The organism is Nocardioides flavescens, assembly GCF_009823805.1.
GTDB lineage: Bacteria > Actinomycetota > Actinomycetes > Propionibacteriales > Nocardioidaceae > Nocardioides > Nocardioides flavescens.
On sequence record NZ_WUEK01000004.1, the window covers coordinates 89,059 to 103,836 of the forward strand.

At 74.3% G+C, this 14,778-nt stretch carries 15 protein-coding genes; 4 read left to right on the forward strand and 11 right to left on the reverse strand.

Annotated elements, in window-relative coordinates:
* The first annotated feature begins 37 nt into the window (after nucleotides 1-37).
* Nucleotides 38-1,618: a glutamine-hydrolyzing GMP synthase gene (guaA, locus tag GRQ65_RS07505; protein WP_160876814.1), complete on the forward strand. Its 1,581-nt coding sequence runs from the start codon at nucleotides 38-40 to the stop codon at nucleotides 1,616-1,618.
* A gap of 27 nt (nucleotides 1,619-1,645) precedes the next feature.
* Here the strand turns inward: guaA and GRQ65_RS07510 are convergent, their stop codons facing one another.
* From GRQ65_RS07510 to GRQ65_RS07550, 9 genes are all read right to left on the reverse strand, one after another.
* Nucleotides 1,646-1,825, reverse strand: a complete 180-nt coding sequence (locus tag GRQ65_RS07510; protein WP_160876816.1) for a hypothetical protein — start codon at nucleotides 1,823-1,825, stop codon at nucleotides 1,646-1,648.
* A 257-nt stretch (nucleotides 1,826-2,082) separates the two neighbouring features.
* Complete coding sequence (locus tag GRQ65_RS07515) at nucleotides 2,083-3,273, reverse strand: VWA domain-containing protein (protein WP_337191552.1); 1,191 nt, start codon at nucleotides 3,271-3,273, stop codon at nucleotides 2,083-2,085.
* Nucleotides 3,270-5,555: a DUF5682 family protein gene (locus tag GRQ65_RS07520; RefSeq protein WP_202387778.1), complete on the reverse strand. Its 2,286-nt coding sequence runs from the start codon at nucleotides 5,553-5,555 to the stop codon at nucleotides 3,270-3,272. Before GRQ65_RS07520 ends, GRQ65_RS07515 begins: the two co-directional genes overlap by 4 nt.
* A 5-nt stretch (nucleotides 5,556-5,560) precedes the next feature.
* Nucleotides 5,561-6,643, reverse strand: a complete 1,083-nt coding sequence (locus GRQ65_RS07525; RefSeq protein ID WP_160876818.1) for an AAA family ATPase — start codon at nucleotides 6,641-6,643, stop codon at nucleotides 5,561-5,563.
* Nucleotides 6,640-8,133, reverse strand: coding sequence for a DUF5691 domain-containing protein (locus tag GRQ65_RS07530; RefSeq protein ID WP_160876820.1), 1,494 nt, complete (start codon nucleotides 8,131-8,133; stop codon nucleotides 6,640-6,642). Before GRQ65_RS07530 ends, GRQ65_RS07525 begins: the two co-directional genes overlap by 4 nt.
* A complete protein-coding gene (locus GRQ65_RS07535; protein WP_160876822.1) occupies nucleotides 8,130-9,428 on the reverse strand; it encodes an SWIM zinc finger family protein in 1,299 nt (432 codons plus the stop codon). The genes GRQ65_RS07530 and GRQ65_RS07535 overlap by 4 nt, the downstream gene beginning before the upstream one ends.
* 48 nt (nucleotides 9,429-9,476) lie before the next feature.
* Nucleotides 9,477-9,632: a hypothetical protein gene (locus GRQ65_RS07540; RefSeq protein WP_160876824.1), complete on the reverse strand. Its 156-nt coding sequence runs from the start codon at nucleotides 9,630-9,632 to the stop codon at nucleotides 9,477-9,479.
* Between the two features lie 39 nt (nucleotides 9,633-9,671).
* A complete protein-coding gene (locus GRQ65_RS07545) occupies nucleotides 9,672-9,863 on the reverse strand; it encodes a hypothetical protein (protein WP_160876826.1) in 192 nt (63 codons plus the stop codon).
* 32 nt (nucleotides 9,864-9,895) lie between these two features.
* A complete protein-coding gene (locus tag GRQ65_RS07550) occupies nucleotides 9,896-10,690 on the reverse strand; it encodes an SDR family NAD(P)-dependent oxidoreductase (RefSeq protein WP_160876828.1) in 795 nt (264 codons plus the stop codon).
* Between the two features lie 63 nt (nucleotides 10,691-10,753).
* Here GRQ65_RS07550 and GRQ65_RS07555 point away from each other — a divergent pair, with 63 nt between their 5' ends.
* From GRQ65_RS07555 to GRQ65_RS07565, 3 genes are all read left to right on the forward strand, one after another.
* On the forward strand, nucleotides 10,754-11,968 hold the full coding sequence (locus GRQ65_RS07555) for a cysteine desulfurase-like protein (RefSeq protein WP_160876830.1): 1,215 nt from the start codon (nucleotides 10,754-10,756) through the stop codon (nucleotides 11,966-11,968).
* 157 nt (nucleotides 11,969-12,125) lie between these two features.
* Nucleotides 12,126-13,163 (forward strand): calcium-binding protein, encoded by a 1,038-nt coding sequence (locus GRQ65_RS23905; protein WP_160876832.1) that lies wholly within the window; start codon nucleotides 12,126-12,128, stop codon nucleotides 13,161-13,163.
* Between the two features lie 88 nt (nucleotides 13,164-13,251).
* Nucleotides 13,252-13,914 (forward strand): UdgX family uracil-DNA binding protein, encoded by a 663-nt coding sequence (locus GRQ65_RS07565; RefSeq protein ID WP_160876834.1) that lies wholly within the window; start codon nucleotides 13,252-13,254, stop codon nucleotides 13,912-13,914.
* Nucleotides 13,915-13,997: 83 nt separating this feature from the next.
* On the opposite strand, the gene GRQ65_RS22135 is transcribed toward GRQ65_RS07565, so the two are convergent.
* Both GRQ65_RS22135 and GRQ65_RS07570 read right to left on the reverse strand, forming a co-directional pair.
* Nucleotides 13,998-14,141, reverse strand: a complete 144-nt coding sequence (locus GRQ65_RS22135; protein WP_202387779.1) for a GPGG-motif small membrane protein — start codon at nucleotides 14,139-14,141, stop codon at nucleotides 13,998-14,000.
* A gap of 90 nt (nucleotides 14,142-14,231) precedes the next feature.
* Nucleotides 14,232-14,702: a DUF5709 domain-containing protein gene (locus tag GRQ65_RS07570; protein ID WP_160876836.1), complete on the reverse strand. Its 471-nt coding sequence runs from the start codon at nucleotides 14,700-14,702 to the stop codon at nucleotides 14,232-14,234.
* Nucleotides 14,703-14,778: the final 76 nt, after the last annotated feature.

Consider the following 14,778-nt stretch of genomic DNA (forward strand, 5'->3'; position numbering starts at 1 on the left):
TCTGGAGACCTGAGCGACACGCTCTAGGCTCGGCCCCATGACGGCTGCCGGTCCGCACTCCGACCACGACCTGGTCCTCGTCGTCGACTTCGGCGCGCAGTACGCGCAGCTGATCGCTCGACGCGTCCGCGAGGCGCGGGTCTACTCCGAGATCGTCCCGCACACGATGCCGGTCGCCGAGATGCTCGCCCGCGAGCCCAAGGCGATCATCCTGTCCGGCGGGCCGTCCTCGGTCTACGCCGACGGTGCGCCCTCGATCGACCCGTCGCTGTTCACGCAGGGCACCGCGGTGTTCGGCATGTGCTACGGCTTCCAGCTGATGGCGCAGGGCCTCGGCGGCACGGTCGCCCACACGGGCGCGCGAGAGTACGGCCGCACCCCGGTCGAGGTCTCCGAGCCCGGCACCCTGCTCGCCGACCTCCCGGCGCAGCACAACGTCTGGATGTCGCACGGCGACTCCGTCTCGCAGGCGCCGGACGGCTTCACGGTGCTGGCGTCGACCGCCACGACCCCGGTGGCGGCGTTCGAGGACGTCGACCGCGGGCTCGCCGGCGTGCAGTGGCACCCCGAGGTGCTGCACAGCGAGCACGGCCAGCAGGTGCTCGAGCACTTCCTCCACGACATCGCGGGCTGCCGCCAGACCTGGACGATGCTCAACATCGTCGAGGAGCAGGTCGAGGCGATCCGCGAGCAGATCGGTGAGGGCCGCGCGATCTGCGCGCTGTCCGGCGGTGTGGACTCCGCCGTCGCCGCCGCGATCGTGCAGCGTGCGATCGGCGACCGGCTGACCTGCGTCTACGTCGACCACGGGATGATGCGCCTCGGCGAGACCGAGCAGGTGCGCTCCGACTTCGAGGCCGTCTTCGACACGCTCGACGTCGTCGACGCCGCCGATCAGTTCCTCGGTGCGCTGGAGGGGGTCGTCGACCCCGAGGAGAAGCGCAAGGTCATCGGCCGCGAGTTCATCCGCACCTTCGAGGCCGCCGAGGTGCGCGTCTTCGGCGACCTCGACTCGGGTGCTCAAGCCACGGCGTACCTCGTCCAGGGCACGCTCTACCCCGATGTCGTCGAGTCGGGCGGCGGCGCCGGCACCTCCAACATCAAGTCGCACCACAACGTCGGTGGCCTGCCCGACGACCTGGCCTTCGAGCTCGTCGAGCCCCTGCGCACGCTGTTCAAGGACGAGGTGCGCCTCGTCGGCGAGCAGCTCGGGCTGCCGAGCACGATGGTGTGGCGCCAGCCGTTTCCCGGGCCCGGGCTCGGCATCCGCATCATCGGCGAGGTCACCCGCGAGCGCCTCGACATCCTGCGCCAGGCCGATGCCATCGCCCGCGAGGAGCTCACCCGCGCCGGTCTCGACCGCGACATCTGGCAGATGCCGGTGGTGCTGCTCGCCGACGTCCGCTCGGTCGGCGTGCAGGGCGACGGCCGCACCTACGGCCACCCCGTCGTGATCCGCCCCGTCACCTCCGAGGACGCCATGACCGCCGACTGGGCGCGGCTGCCCTACGACGTGCTCGAGCGCATCTCGACCCGCATCACCAACGAGGTCGCCGAGGTCAACCGGGTCACCCTCGACGTCACCAGCAAGCCGCCGGGCACCATCGAGTGGGAGTAGGCCGATCTCGGCGACGAGCGTCGCTTCTCAGTCGCCCGCCCACTTGACGATGCGCTTCTTGCCCTGGCTCGTCTTGAGGCAGGTGAACCCGTAGCTGAGGTCGGGGCCATCGGAATGGCAACGGAAGCCGCGAATGCGGTAGGTGCGGTTCTCGTCGTACTCGTCCAGGAACTCGTTGACGATCTTCTGAGCCTGCTTGCATGTCACGTTCTGGACACCGAGGTAGTCAGGCGTCCCGCTGCATCGAGTCACAGCCGCGTTGGCGGTGGACGGGACCAGGACGGGGACGGACAGTCCGACGGCTAGCAGGCAGGCTGCTGCCAGTGCGGAGCATGTGGGACGCATACGAGACCTCCGTGGAGACGCCCTCGTGGGTCGAGGGTTGTCGACCATCCGACACCGGCCGAGGTCAAGGCGCCATGGTCACAACGGGCCACCGTCGGATCATCCGGTGCGTCCGCTCCTCAGTCGGTGGCGGTGCTGTGCGCCGTCACGATGTCGTGGGAGGCGGCCCACTGCGACAGGTCGCGGCGGTCGATCGCCGCGGCCATCAGGTCGGGGAACAGGTCAGGCGTGCACGCGAACGCCGGCACCCCGATCTCGGCCAGCGCCGCGGCGTGCTCGGCGTCGTACGACGGCGCGCCGGAGTCGCTGAGGGCCAGGAGGGCGACCATGGTGGCGCCCGAGCCGACGATCTCGGCGGAGCGGCGTAGCATCTCCTCGGCGATGCCGCCCTCGTAGAGGTCGCTGATCAGCACGAAGATCGTCTCGGCCGGGGTGGCGATCAGGCCCTGACAGTAGGCGATGGCCCGGTTGATGTCGGTGCCGCCGCCGAGCTGCACCCCGAAGAGCACGTCGACCGGGTCGGTCATCTCCGCGGTGAGGTCGACGACCTCGGTGTCGAAGACGACCAGGCTCGTGGCCACCGAGCGCAGCGAGGCGAGGACGGCGCCGAAGACGCTGGAGTAGACGATCGACTCGGCCATCGAGCCCGACTGGTCGATGCAGAGCACCACGTGGCGCTGCACCCGGGTCGTGCGGCGGGCGTGGCCGACGAGGCGCTCGGGGATGACGGTGCGGTGCTCGGGCAGGTAGTGCTCGAGGTTGGCGGCGATCGTGCGGCCCCAGTCGATGTCGCTGGGTCTCGGACGGCGGGTGCGGGCGGCGCGGTCGAGGGCGCCCGTGACGGCCTGGACGGTCTCGGCGCGCAGCCGCTCCTCGAGCTGGTCGGTGACCGTGCGCACGACGGCACGCGCCGTCGCGCGGCTCCGCTCGGGGATCACCCGGTTGAGGCCGACGAGGGTCGAGACCAGACCGACGTCGGGCTGCACGGCCTCCATCAGCTCGGGCTCGAGCAGCAGCTCGTGCAGCCCGAGGCGCTGCATCGCGTCGGCCTGCATGACCTGCACGACCGAGGACGGGAAGTAGGTGCGGATGTCGCCGAGCCAGCGCGCTACCCGCGGCGCGGAGCGCCCCGACCCCGACCCGCGCCGGGCGTCGTAGAGCTCGCTCAGCGCCTGGTCGCGCTGGACGTCGTCGCCGGAGAGCTCGACGTCCGTGCCGTCGGCCTCCTCGCCGCCGAGCACGAGCCGCCAGCGGGTCAGCCGGTCGCGGGGGGCCTCGGGGGTGGCCCCGGGGGTGGTCTCGCCGCTCACCGGCTGCTCCCGACCGGGCCGAGGCCGAGCAGCTCGGCGACCCGGCTCACGACGGGTGCGGCGCGTTCCCACAGCTCGTCGTCGGTGGGGCCGCCCTCGCTCCCGTCGTACGACGGCCCGGAGGTGTCGCGGTGCTGCAGACGCGTGCCGATCTGGCGCCGCTCGGCGGGCTGGTAGCGCGCGAAGGTGCGGCGCAGCAGCGGCACCAGGTCGTCGAAGGTCTCCTCGGCGACGCCGCTGACCCAGTCGTCCACGATGCCGAGCAGGGCGGGGTCGTGCAGCAGGAGGACGGCGTCGCCGTCGAGGAAGCCGTCGAGCCACGCGGCCCCGGCCAGGGCGGACGAGCCGACCGAGAGCCGCTGGCTCAGCCGCTCGGCGATCGCGCTCGTGTCGAGGACGCCGCCGTCGAGCAGGATGCGGTGGACCCGTCCCGACACGAGACCGTGCACCTGGCGGTCCGACGCCACGGCGAGCAGGGCGGCGCGCCACACGGCCGGCGGGCCGTCGCCGGCGACCAGGCTGACGCCACGCTGGGCGGCGTCGACCGCGTCCCGCATCCGGGCCGCCGCGTCGTCGTCGAGGGAGGCGCAGCCGGGCCGCAGGTCGACCGAGGCGCGGGCCACGACGGTGTCGAGCACCTCGGCGACCAGCGTGGTGTCGGCCTCGCGGACGTCGCCGTAGCGGCGGGTGCGGGCCAGCGGCTCGATGGCCAGGAGCAGCGAGACGACGTCGGCCTGCGTCGCGGTGCGGGCGGCGAGCGCGCGGACGACGTCGTCGAGGGCGTCGGGGAGCTCGCAGATCAGGCACTGCTCGACCAGGGCGGCGAGGGCGTCGAGGTCGGCCTGCGCGGAGCGTTCGGCGACCAGCGAGCTCGCGGCGCCGACCACGGTGGTGCCGTGCAGGCCGGCCTCGACGAGCGAGACGGCGTACTCCGGGTGCCACTGCAGCGTCCAGGCCTCCTTGAAGGTGCCGGTGGTGCGACCGGCGTCCGCGGGCTGGCCCCACGGCACACCGAGGAGACGCAACCGGTGCAGCAGCACGGAGCGTTCGCGCTGGCTCGGCTTGCGCAGGTCGAGCACGAGCGTCGTCTCCGTCGCCGAGGGGCGCATGCGCAGCGCGCGCTGGGTGCGGTCGACGTCGCGAGCGAGCGGCACCATCGGCGTCCCGGCCGGGACCCGCCCGAGCGACTCACCGACCGTGATGCGCCGGTGGATCAGCCCGAGCGGCAGGGGCGAGCCCTCGCAGAGGACCGCCTCGGTGGCGTCGTCGAGCTCGGGCAGCCCGACCGACGGCCGGCCGCGGACCGTGGCGAGCGCCTCGGCGAGCCGGGCGGCCTCGACGACGGTCGCGGGCGCGGCGGGCAGCCCCTCCTCGCGCAGCGCCCGCGCGACCCGGGTGAGCCAGCGCGAGACCACCTCGTCGTCCTGGTTGCGCGACCAGGAGACGAACAGGTGCTGGTACCACCCCGGGGCCGTCACGCCCGCGCCGTAGCCGCTGGCCACGGCCAGCCGGTCGGCGGTCCACGGCGCCCACGTCACCGCGACCTTGGTGCGCGGCAGCCGGGTCAGCAGGCGGGTGTCGTGGGCGGCGGCAGGCCAGGCGGCGGGGTCGAGCGCCGGGGCGTGGTAGGCCCCGCACACCACCGCGATGCGCTCCCGGCCCTCCTTGACCGCCGCGCGCAGCACCCGTCGCATGGCGGCCTCGCGGCGCTGGTTCTCCGGGTCGCGGTCGCCCCACCCGTCGGCCGCGCGTACGGCGGACATCGCCTCGCGGATCGCGGCGAACCGCGCCAGGGCGGAGCTCGCCCGCTGCTCGACAGCGTCCTCCCACCAGCGCTCCGGGTCGTCGTAGCCCGCGACGCGGGCGAGCGTGCCGATCGCGTCGGGAGGACCGTGCTCGGCGTCGCCCGTGTGCTCGACGTCCTCGGAGTCGTCGGGCGACGCAGGGGTCTCAGCGAGCGCGTGCACCGCCGGCAGGTCGGCGAACCGCACCGCCACCCCGCGCCGCAGCGCCCAGCGCATCGCGACCCACTCGGGGGAGAACTCCGCGAGCGGGTAGAACGACGCGCGCCGCGGAGCGTCGACGGCGTAGACCAGCCCCGCCACCGGAGGCACCAGGTCGCGGCGACCGCCGAGCTCGAGCAGCCCGTCGAGCTCGGGCGGGCCCTCGATGACGACCAGGTCGGGGTCGAGCTCGTCGAGCGCCTCGGCGACCGAGCGCGCCGAGCCCGGGCCGTGGTGGCGCACGCCCAGCACCTCGACCAGCGCGCCGACGGATGCCACCCGGGTCAGCCCAGCTCGCGGCAGGCGCGGTAGAGGTCGGCCCACTCGGGCCGGTCCTTGACGACGGTCTCGAGGTATTCCTGCCACACGATCCGGTCCTGCACCGGGTCCTTCACGACCGCGCCGGTGAGCGAGGCCGCGACGTCGTCGGCGCGGAGCACGCCGTCGCCGAAGTGGGCGGCGAGCGCGACCCCGTTGGTCATCACCGAGATGGCCTCGGCCGTCGACAGCGTCGCGCTGGGCGACTTGATCGTCGTACGCCGGTCGAGGGTCGTGCCCGAGCGCAGCTCGCGGAAGATCGTCACGACCCGCTCGATCTGCGAGAGCGCCTCGATCTCCGCGGGCAGCTCCAGGGAGCGGCCGGTCGCCGAGACGCGGCTGTGGACGATCTCGACCTCCTGCTCCAGCGTGTCGGGCAGCGGCAGCACCACGGTGTTGAACCGGCGGCGCAGCGCGGAAGACAGCTCGTTGACGCCCTTGTCGCGGTTGTTGGCGGTCGCGATGACGTTGAACCCCTGCTGGGCCTGCACCTCGTCGTCGAGCTCGGGCACGCCCATCGCCTTCTCGGACAGGATCGAGATGAGCGCGTCCTGGACGTCGGCCGGGATGCGGGTGAGCTCTTCGATCCGTGCGATCGAGCCGCGCTCCATGGCCCGCATCACCGGGCTCGGCACCACGGCGTCGCGGGAGGGTCCCTCGGCGAGCAGACGGGCGTAGTTCCAGCCGTAGCGCAGCGACTCCTCCGGCGTGCCGGCCGTGCCCTGGACGACCAGGGTGGAGTCACCGCTGATCGCCGCGGCGAGGTGCTCGCTCACCCAGGTCTTGGCCGTGCCCGGCACCCCCAGCAGCAGCAGCGCCCGGTCGGTGGCCAGCGAGGCGACCGCGATCTCGACGAGCCGCCGCGAGCCGACGTACTTGGCCGAGATCGTCGTGCCGTCGTCGAGCTCGCCGCCGAGGAGGTACGTCGCGACCGCCCACGGGGAGAGCCGCCACCGGGGCGGACGCGGTCGGTCGTCGACGGCGGCCAGGGCGGCGAGCTCGTCGGCGCAGGCCTCCTCGGCATGGGCGCGCAGCGGTGTGGCGGTCACGAGAAGGCCTCCGTGATGTCGGGGACGAGGGTGAGGTAGGACAGCACGGGCGCGATCCGGCGCCGCTGCTCGGGGGCGAGCCGCTCGCCCCACGCCCGCAGCTCGCCGCGCACGTCGGGGTGCAGGCCGCGGGCCAGCTGCTCGGCCAGCGAGGCCGCCGCCAGGCTCGTGCGCTCGTGGTCTGGATCGCCGGTGAGCCGGCGGGAGACGGCGCGGCTGGTCGCGGGGTCCCAGGGGGTGGCCAGGTGGCCGAGCAGGGCGGGGAGCTCGTGGAGCTGGGCGCGCGCCACGCGCGGGGCGACGAGCGGGGCGACCTCGCCGGGTGGGAGCAGGGCCAGCAGCCGGGGCGCCCAGGTGTCGGCCAGCACGGCGGCCGCCCAGCGGGCGTCGCGCCGCAGCACCACCGTGTCGACGAGCAGGCTGCGCACCCGATCGTCGCGCAGCATCCGCCAGGTGCCGGCGGGGTCGGTGCCGCTCACCTCGGTCCAGACGTCGAGGGGAGCCGCCCGGATGATCGTGGCCAGCCAGTGGTCGCGCTGCGAGCCGCCGGCCCGGGGCGCGCCGAGCCCGTCGCGCACCCCGGCGGGGTCCGGCTCGAGCGGCAGCTCGACCTGCAGGGTGCGGCGCACGCGCCCGCTCGTGCTCAGGAGGCCGCGCAGCCGGGCCGCCATCCGATCACCGCGGGCGGAGGTCGGGAGCCGGTCGAGCAGCCCCAGGGCGGTCTCGCGCACCTTGGCGGACCGGTCGTCCAGTGCCCGCTCGAGCAGCGCCACGTCGTCGGGACCGAGCCCGCGGCGCAGGGTCGCCAGCAGGGTCGCCCGCGCCGCCGCGGGGTCGGTGGACCAGGTCGACTCGAGGAGCTCCCGCGCCGTCTCCGGATCGCTCGCACGAAGGGCGAGCAGGGCGAGCTCGCGCTCGTCGGTGGTCATCAGGCCCCACCGGGCCGGGTCGACGTCGACCGGCGCGGCGTCGGCGTCCATCCACGCCCAGGCCGGGTTGGCGGCGGCGAGCCAGCGCCCCCGGGCGTCGCCGACCCGCGCCACGAGGGGGCGCAGCGAGGCGTCGCGGGTGGCGAGGGCGAGCAGGTCGGGCAGGAGGTGGTGCGGCGCCCGCGCGCCCCGCTCGTCGGCGGTGCGCAGCCAGTGGGTCAGCAGCACCGTGGTCAGGCGGGGACCGGCGGGCGGCTGGTGCAGGAGCAGGTCGACCAGCTGGACGGCCCGGTCGGGAGCGACCGGTCGGTGGTCGGGGCCGGCGGGGCCCGAGGCCGCGTCACCCGGGCGCGGTGGCGCGCACCGGCGCACGGCCGCGACCAGGGCGGCCGCGTCGAGCAGGGCCGTCTCGCGGTCGGCTGTGGCGAGCAGGGACCCGAGGCGGTCCGGCGGAGCGGGTGCCGGCCGGCGGGCGGTGCCGACGAGCGCGGCGGCCCGCAGCTCGGCCCACCAGGACGAGGTCGAGGGCGCCGAGGGGAGCGAGGGAGAGGGGCTGCTCACGCGGTCACCAGTCCCCGGTCGCCCAGCACGCTCAGCAGCCGGAACCCGCCGCTCTCCAGCTCGCCCACCAGGCTGGTCAGGCCACCGCCGGTGAGGGCGAGCGCGGTCCACAGCTCGTCGCCGTCGAGCAGCGGCACGGCGAGCCCGTCGGCGTCCACGACGCTCGCGGCCTCCCGACCCGCGGCCGGGCGCAGGGCGGCCCGCACGACGACCGGCACCCGCACCGTCCACGGGTTGTCGGCCCACGCCCGCACCAGCGCGGCGGAGGCGGTGGTGAGCGAGACGGGGGCCGGCGGGGTGCCGGGGTCGGGGGAGACCTCGGGGTCGTCGACGACCAGGGCCCGGCGCGGCGCGCTGCCGGGGTAGAGCCCGAGGGTCGCCGTCAGTCGGGAGCCGGCAAGGTGGGCGAGGGGCAGCGGTGCCCCGCCGGCGGCGAAGTCGAGCAGCTGGACGACGTGCCCGGTGGCCTCGCCGTGCAGCCAGGTGCGCTGCTGGTGCAGCCGGCCGTCCTCGGTGCGGTGAGCGCCCAGGACGAGCCAGGTGTCGTCGACGGTCTCGCCGGCGCGCACCTCGCCGGTCGGGACGGGCCAGCCGAGGTAGGCGCGCACGTCGGCCCGGGTGCGCTCGTCGAGGGCGTCCCAGGCCGACCAGGCGCGCGACACCGACCACCAGGTGCCGAGCTCGGTGAGCAGGTGGTCGGCCCAGTCGTCGCGGCGGCTGACCTCCGAGCCCATCGCGCGCAGCCGCTCGGCCAGGCCGGGGAGCTGGGCGTCGACCAGGCGCGCGGCGGCGGTGTCCCACCAGCCCCACGGCTGCCGACGGGCCTGGGCGGTCCCGGCGCGCACCAGGTCGCCCAGCCACAGGTCGAAGTCGACGAGCCCCGCCGACATCACCTCGCGGCGCTCGGCCTGTCGCCTCGCCCGGGTCTCGGGGTCGACCGGCGCCCGCGTGGCCGCGCGGCGCTCGTCGCGGCGTGCCGCCCACTCCTGCACCTCGTCGACCGGCGCTGAGACCTCGGTGATCTCGCCCGAGCCCTGCACCCAGCGCAGCAGCAGCGCGAGCGCGTGCTTGCAGGGGAACTTCCGGCTCGGGCAGCTGCACCGGTACGACGGACCGCTGAGGTCGATGCTGACCTGGTAGGGCGTGCGGCCCGAGCCCTGGCACTTGCCCCACACCAGGGTCTCGGTGCTGCCGGTCTCCGACCACGGCCCCGGTGTCGCGAGCCGCCGGGCCGCGGCGAGCGAGGCGGCGTCTGGAGCGGCCTTCTCGACCGAGGCGACGTTCCAGCGGGGCATGGTCCGCCCATCATGGCCGACCCCGCCGACAGCGGCTCCCGGCTCCGCTCAGTCCGCGGTGCCCGGCTCCGGGTCGGGGTCGCTCGCCGGCTCGGAGCCGGGCTCGAGCTGGGTGGGATCAGGCTCCTCGCCGAACGGCGTCGGCGGCTCGGAGTCCTGGTCGTGCTCGGGCTGCTGGCCGGGGTCGTCCGGGGTGGTGGTCACGCCCCTCGGGTAACCGGTGCCCGGCGTACGACACCGGTCTCAGGCGCCGCCGTCGCGGTGCGAGGGGCAGTCGGGGTTCGTGCACACCCGCGCGTCGACGGTCGGGTCGGCGGTGCCGATCACGCCGTCGGTCGGGCCCACCGGGGCATCGGTGGGGGCCTCATCGACCTCGCGCGGCTCGAGGCGGACGGGCGATCCGCAGACGGCACAGGGCCTCACGTCGTCGTACACGGAGGCGGGGTACCCGTCGGCGACGGTCCGGATCAGGGCAGGATCGCGTCGACGTACCCGCCGTCGACGCGCACGGCCCCGCCGGTGGTCGCCGAGGCGAGGGGCGAGCTGAGATAGGCCACCATGTGGGCGATCTCCTCGGGCTCGATGAGCCGCTGGAGCAGCGACTGCGGGCGGTGCTCGCGCATGAAGGCACGCTGCGCCTCGTCCCACGGCAGTTCGTCACCGACCAGGCTGTGCACGAACTCCTCGACCCCGCCGGTGTGCGTCGGCCCGGCGATGACGGAGTTGACCGTGACCCCGGTGCCGGCGGCCGCCTTCGCGAAGCCGCGGGAGACGGCGAGCAGGGCCGTCTTGGACATCCCGTAGTGGATCATCTCGGCCGGCACCACCACGGCCGAGTCGCTCGCCACGAACAGCACCCGGCCCCACCCCTGCGCGGTCATCCGCGGCAGCAGCGCGCGGGTCAGGCGCACCCCGGCCAGCACGTTGACCTCGAAGAAGCGGCGCCACTCCTCGTCGGTGATCTCGAGCGGCGGGCGCGACTCGAAGATGCCGAGATTGTTGACCAGCACGTCGACGTCGGGGAGGGCGGCGAGCGCTGCGTCGGCGCCCCCCTCCGTGGCGACGTCGGCCACGACCTCGGCCAGCTCGGCGTCGGGCAGGTCGGCGCGGAGCTCGGCCACGGCGCGGCCGACCGACTCCACCGACCGTCCGTTGACGCCGACGCGCGCGCCTGCCCCGGCGAGGTCACGGGCGATCGCGAGCCCGATGCCCTGGGTGGAGCCCGTGACGAGGGCGGTCCTGCCGGTGAGGTCGATGCGCATGCTCCGACCGTAGGCCCGGGCGCGCCGGCCGCGGCACCCCCGCTGGTGGCTACGCTCGCCGACGTGACGACGTACGACGTCGCGCGGGTCCGCGCGCACTTCCCGTCCCTGCAGGGTCCCGACGCCGCGGCGCACTTCGACGCCCCCGGCGGCACGCAGACGCCCGACGTCGTCGGGCAGGCGGTCTACGACGTGCTCACGGGCCCGCTGGCCAACCGCGGCACGGTGACGCTCGCCGAGCGCAACGCCGAGGCGGTCGTGGGCGAGTGCCGTCGGGCGATGGCCGACCTGCTCGGCGGCGAGCCCGGCGGTGTGGTGTTCGGCCGGAGCATGACCCAGCTGACGATGGACCTCGCCCGCACGATGGCGCAGGGCTGGGGCCCCGGCGACGAGGTCGTGGTGACCAGACTCGACCACGACGCCGACGTGCGGCCGTGGGTGATCGCGGCGGAGCGGGCGGGGGCGAGCGTGCGGTTCGCGGAGTTCGACCCCGAGACCGGCGAGCTGCCCGTGGCCGCGATCGCGGCCGTGCTGAGCGAGCGCACGCGACTCGTCGCGGTGACCGCCGCCTCCAACCTGATCGGCACCCAGCCCGACATCGCGGCCATCGCCGAGGTGGTCCACGCGGCCGGCGCGCTGCTGTTCGTCGACGGGGTGCACCACACGGCGCACGCCCTGGTCGACGTGGCGGCGCTGGGCGTCGACGTCTGGGCCTGCTCGCCCTACAAGTTCCTCGGCCCGCACTGCGGCGTGCTGCACGCGCGACCCGAGCTGTGGGAGGGGCTGCACCCCGACAAGCTCGCACCCAGCACCGACGCCGTGCCCGAGCGCTTCGAGCTCGGCACCCTGCCCTACGAGCTGATGGCCGGCACCACCGCCGCCGTCGAGTTCCTGGCCGGGCTGGCCCAGGCGCCCGGGACCCGGCGCGAACGGCTCGCCGCCTCCTGGGACGCGGTGCACGAGCACGAGGAGCGGCTGCGCACCCGCATCGAGGAGCACCTCGCCGGGCTGCCCGGGGTGACGCTGTGGTCCCGCGCCGCGCGGCGCACGCCGACCCTGCTGGCGACGTTCTCGGGCGTCGACCCTCAGCAGCTGCGCGGCCACCTCGCCGAGAGCGGGGTCAACGCCCCGGCGGGCAGCTTCTACGCCTACGAGACCGTCCGCCACCTCGGGCTGGGCGACGAGGGGGGCCTGCGGATCGGGCTGGCGCCCTACAACGACGACGCCGACGTCGACCGCCTCCTCGCCGGGCTCGACTCGTTCGCCTGGCCTGCCTGAGCGAAACGTCAAGACTGACTGGACTGGTCCGGACCAGACCGACATGGCCCCTCCGGGGGGGTGCCGATCGCCCGGCGTACCGCCCCGAAGGGTGGTATGGACCTCCGTGCGGGCCGTTCGCTGACACCCGGGGCCACTCCAGAGTTACGGTCGCGCGGTGATCCGACTCCAGCGCTCCCTCCCTGTCTTCGCGTCCCTCGTGGCGCTCGCGCTCGTGCCGCCGGTCGCCGCCGAGGCGAAGAACTACCCGGGCACCAACAAGGCCGACAAGGTCCAGGGCACCACCAAGAACGACAAGTTCAAGGGCAAGGGTGGCAACGACACCTTCCACGGCCTCGCCGGCAACGACAAGGCGTCCGGCGGCGGCGGCAAGGACAAGCTCGTCATGGGTCCCGGCAACGACAAGGCCTGGGGTGACGACGGCGACGACCAGATCGCCGGAGGCGGCGGCAACGACTTCGCCGACGGCGGCACCGGCAACGACACGATTGTCCTCAACGCCGGTGACGACGTCGCCCTCGGCGGCGACGGCAACGACACGATCAGCACCGGCGACGGCAACGACCAGATCGACGCCGGGCCCGGCGACGACAACGTCAACTCCGGCGTGGGTGACGACCTGATCGTCGGCGGCGACGGCAACGACGTGCTCAAGGCGATCGGCGGCAACGACGTGATCTTCGGTGGTGCCGGCGACGACAGGCAGCTGCAGGGCGGCGACGGCAACGACTACGTCGAGGGCGGCGAGGGCCGCGACGACCTCGACGGCGGCTCCGGCAACGACGTCCTCATGGACGGCCCCGGCGACGACCACCTCTCTGCCGACGAGGGCGACGACGTGCTGTTCGTGCTGGAGGGCAAGGAGGACGTCTACGGCGAGCCCGGTGCCGACACCATCTACGTCATCCCCGACGGCCAGCAGGACGAGATCTACTGCGCCGACAACAACATGCCCCCCAACCAGGGCGACCCCGGCGACAAGCTCGTCTTCGTCAAGCGGGCGGACGGCACGACCGACTTGGACCTGCCGGCCACCAACCCGAAGTTCGCCAAGCTCGACCACGTCAACTACTGCCCGCCGCCGGTCTTCATCAGCCAGGCCGAGTTCGACTCGATCTACGCCTCCTACAAGAAGACCCCGCCGACCGTGGCGTCGTACCCGACGATCGGGCGGTTCCTGCCCGGCGCGCTCTGAGCCGCCGCTGCACCAGGGCTCTCCACCGGACCCGCGCCCGCCTCGGCAGGTGCGGGTCCGGTCGCGTCCGGGCGGGTACCCGACCGGCATGACGAGTCCCGCCGCCACCCCCGATCGCCCCGGCGCGCAGCAGTGGGTGCCCGAGCACCCCAGCCTCGAGACGCTCCAGGAGGCGGCGCAGGGCTGCCACGGGTGCGAGCTGTACGCCGACGCGACGCAGACCGTGATGGGCCGCGGCGCGCCGGACGCCCGGCTCGTCCTCCTCGGCGAGCAGCCGGGCGACCAGGAGGACAAGCGCGGCGAGCCGTTCGTCGGCCCGGCGGGGCGGGTGCTGGTGAGCGCCCTCGACGACGCAGGCATCGACCGGGGCGGCGTCTACCGCACCAACGTCGTCAAGCACTTCCGCTGGCAGGCGCGCGGCAAGCAGCGCATCCACCAGAGCCCGGCGCAGGCCCACGTCGCGGCGTGCACGCCGTGGCTGGCCGCCGAGATGGCGCTGCTGCGCCCGGTCGGTGTCGTGCTGCTCGGCGGCACGGCCGGCAAGGCGCTCTACGGCACGTCGTTCCGGGTGGGGGAGTCGCGCGGCACCATGACCGCCTGGCCCGGCGAGCGGATGCCGGTGCCGGCGCCGCCGCAGTGGGTGCTGCCGACGCTGCACCCGTCGGCGGTGCTGCGCGCCGACGACCGCGACGCGGCGTACGACGGGCTGGTGGCGGACCTGCGCATCGCCGCGCAGGCGCTCGCCGCCTGAGGGGTCCGCGAAGCAGAAGACAGACGAGGCCGGCACCTCCCCGGGAGGGGGTGCCGGCCTCGGACCAGTGGTGGGTCAGCGCATCAGGTGAAGATGCTGACGCCGCCGGGGCCGACGAGCAGCCCCACGACGATCAGCACGACGCCCCACAGGATCGCGCCCCGGAACAGCTGCACGATCCCGGACACGACCAGGATCACCGCCAGGATCCACAGGATGAACTCCATCTGACTCCCTCTCTCCCCACCCGCCGCAGCAGGTGAACCGTCCCCCGACGGACCCGGATCGTCCGGGCCAAGCTGAAGCTGTGCGCGTCCTCAGAGGCTGTCGTCCGGGACGTCCTCCACGATGTGCACGGCGGCCTCCTCGGCCGAGGCGGCCGCGCCGTCGATGCCGACGTCGTCGCCGACGAGGTCCTTCTCGGTGTCGGTGCCGAACCCCTCGTCGGGGTCGACCAGACGACCGGCGCGCTCGCCGCCGACCTCACCGTCCTCGAGGTCCTCCGAGTCGCCGGGCGTGCCGGCCTTCTCGGCCTCCTCGTAGGGATCGGGCTCGGGCTCCTCCTGCGCGACCCGCTGGTCGAGCGACTCGCCGGTGGCCTCCTCGTACGGCGTGTTGCCGAACCCCTGCGCCGCCGACCACTTCTCGGGCGGCGAGTAGCCGCGGTCGAGCTCGTCCTCGACGTCGGGGTCGCCCAGGCTGTCGACGTTCGAGGGCTGGTCCTCGTCGTCGATGCTGGAGCCGTTGTAGATCTCCTGGTCTCCGCCTTCGAAGTCTCGCTCTGTCACGGGTGAGCGGGTACCCGCCTCCACCCCCGTGCATGCGGCGGGGGAGTTGACTTTAGTTCGACTGTCGTACTAAATA

Coding starts and splice junctions, on each gene's coding strand:
- GRQ65_RS22135 (WP_202387779.1), bottom strand. CDS start 14,141: ATGGAGTTCATCCTGTGGATCCTGGCGGTGATCCTGGTCGTGTCCGGG.
- GRQ65_RS07535 (WP_160876822.1), bottom strand. CDS start 9,428: ATGCCCCGCTGGAACGTCGCCTCGGTCGAGAAGGCCGCTCCAGACGCC.
- guaA (WP_160876814.1), top strand. CDS start 38: ATGACGGCTGCCGGTCCGCACTCCGACCACGACCTGGTCCTCGTCGTC.
- GRQ65_RS07565 (WP_160876834.1), top strand. CDS start 13,252: ATGACGAGTCCCGCCGCCACCCCCGATCGCCCCGGCGCGCAGCAGTGG.
- GRQ65_RS07550 (WP_160876828.1), bottom strand. CDS start 10,690: ATGCGCATCGACCTCACCGGCAGGACCGCCCTCGTCACGGGCTCCACC.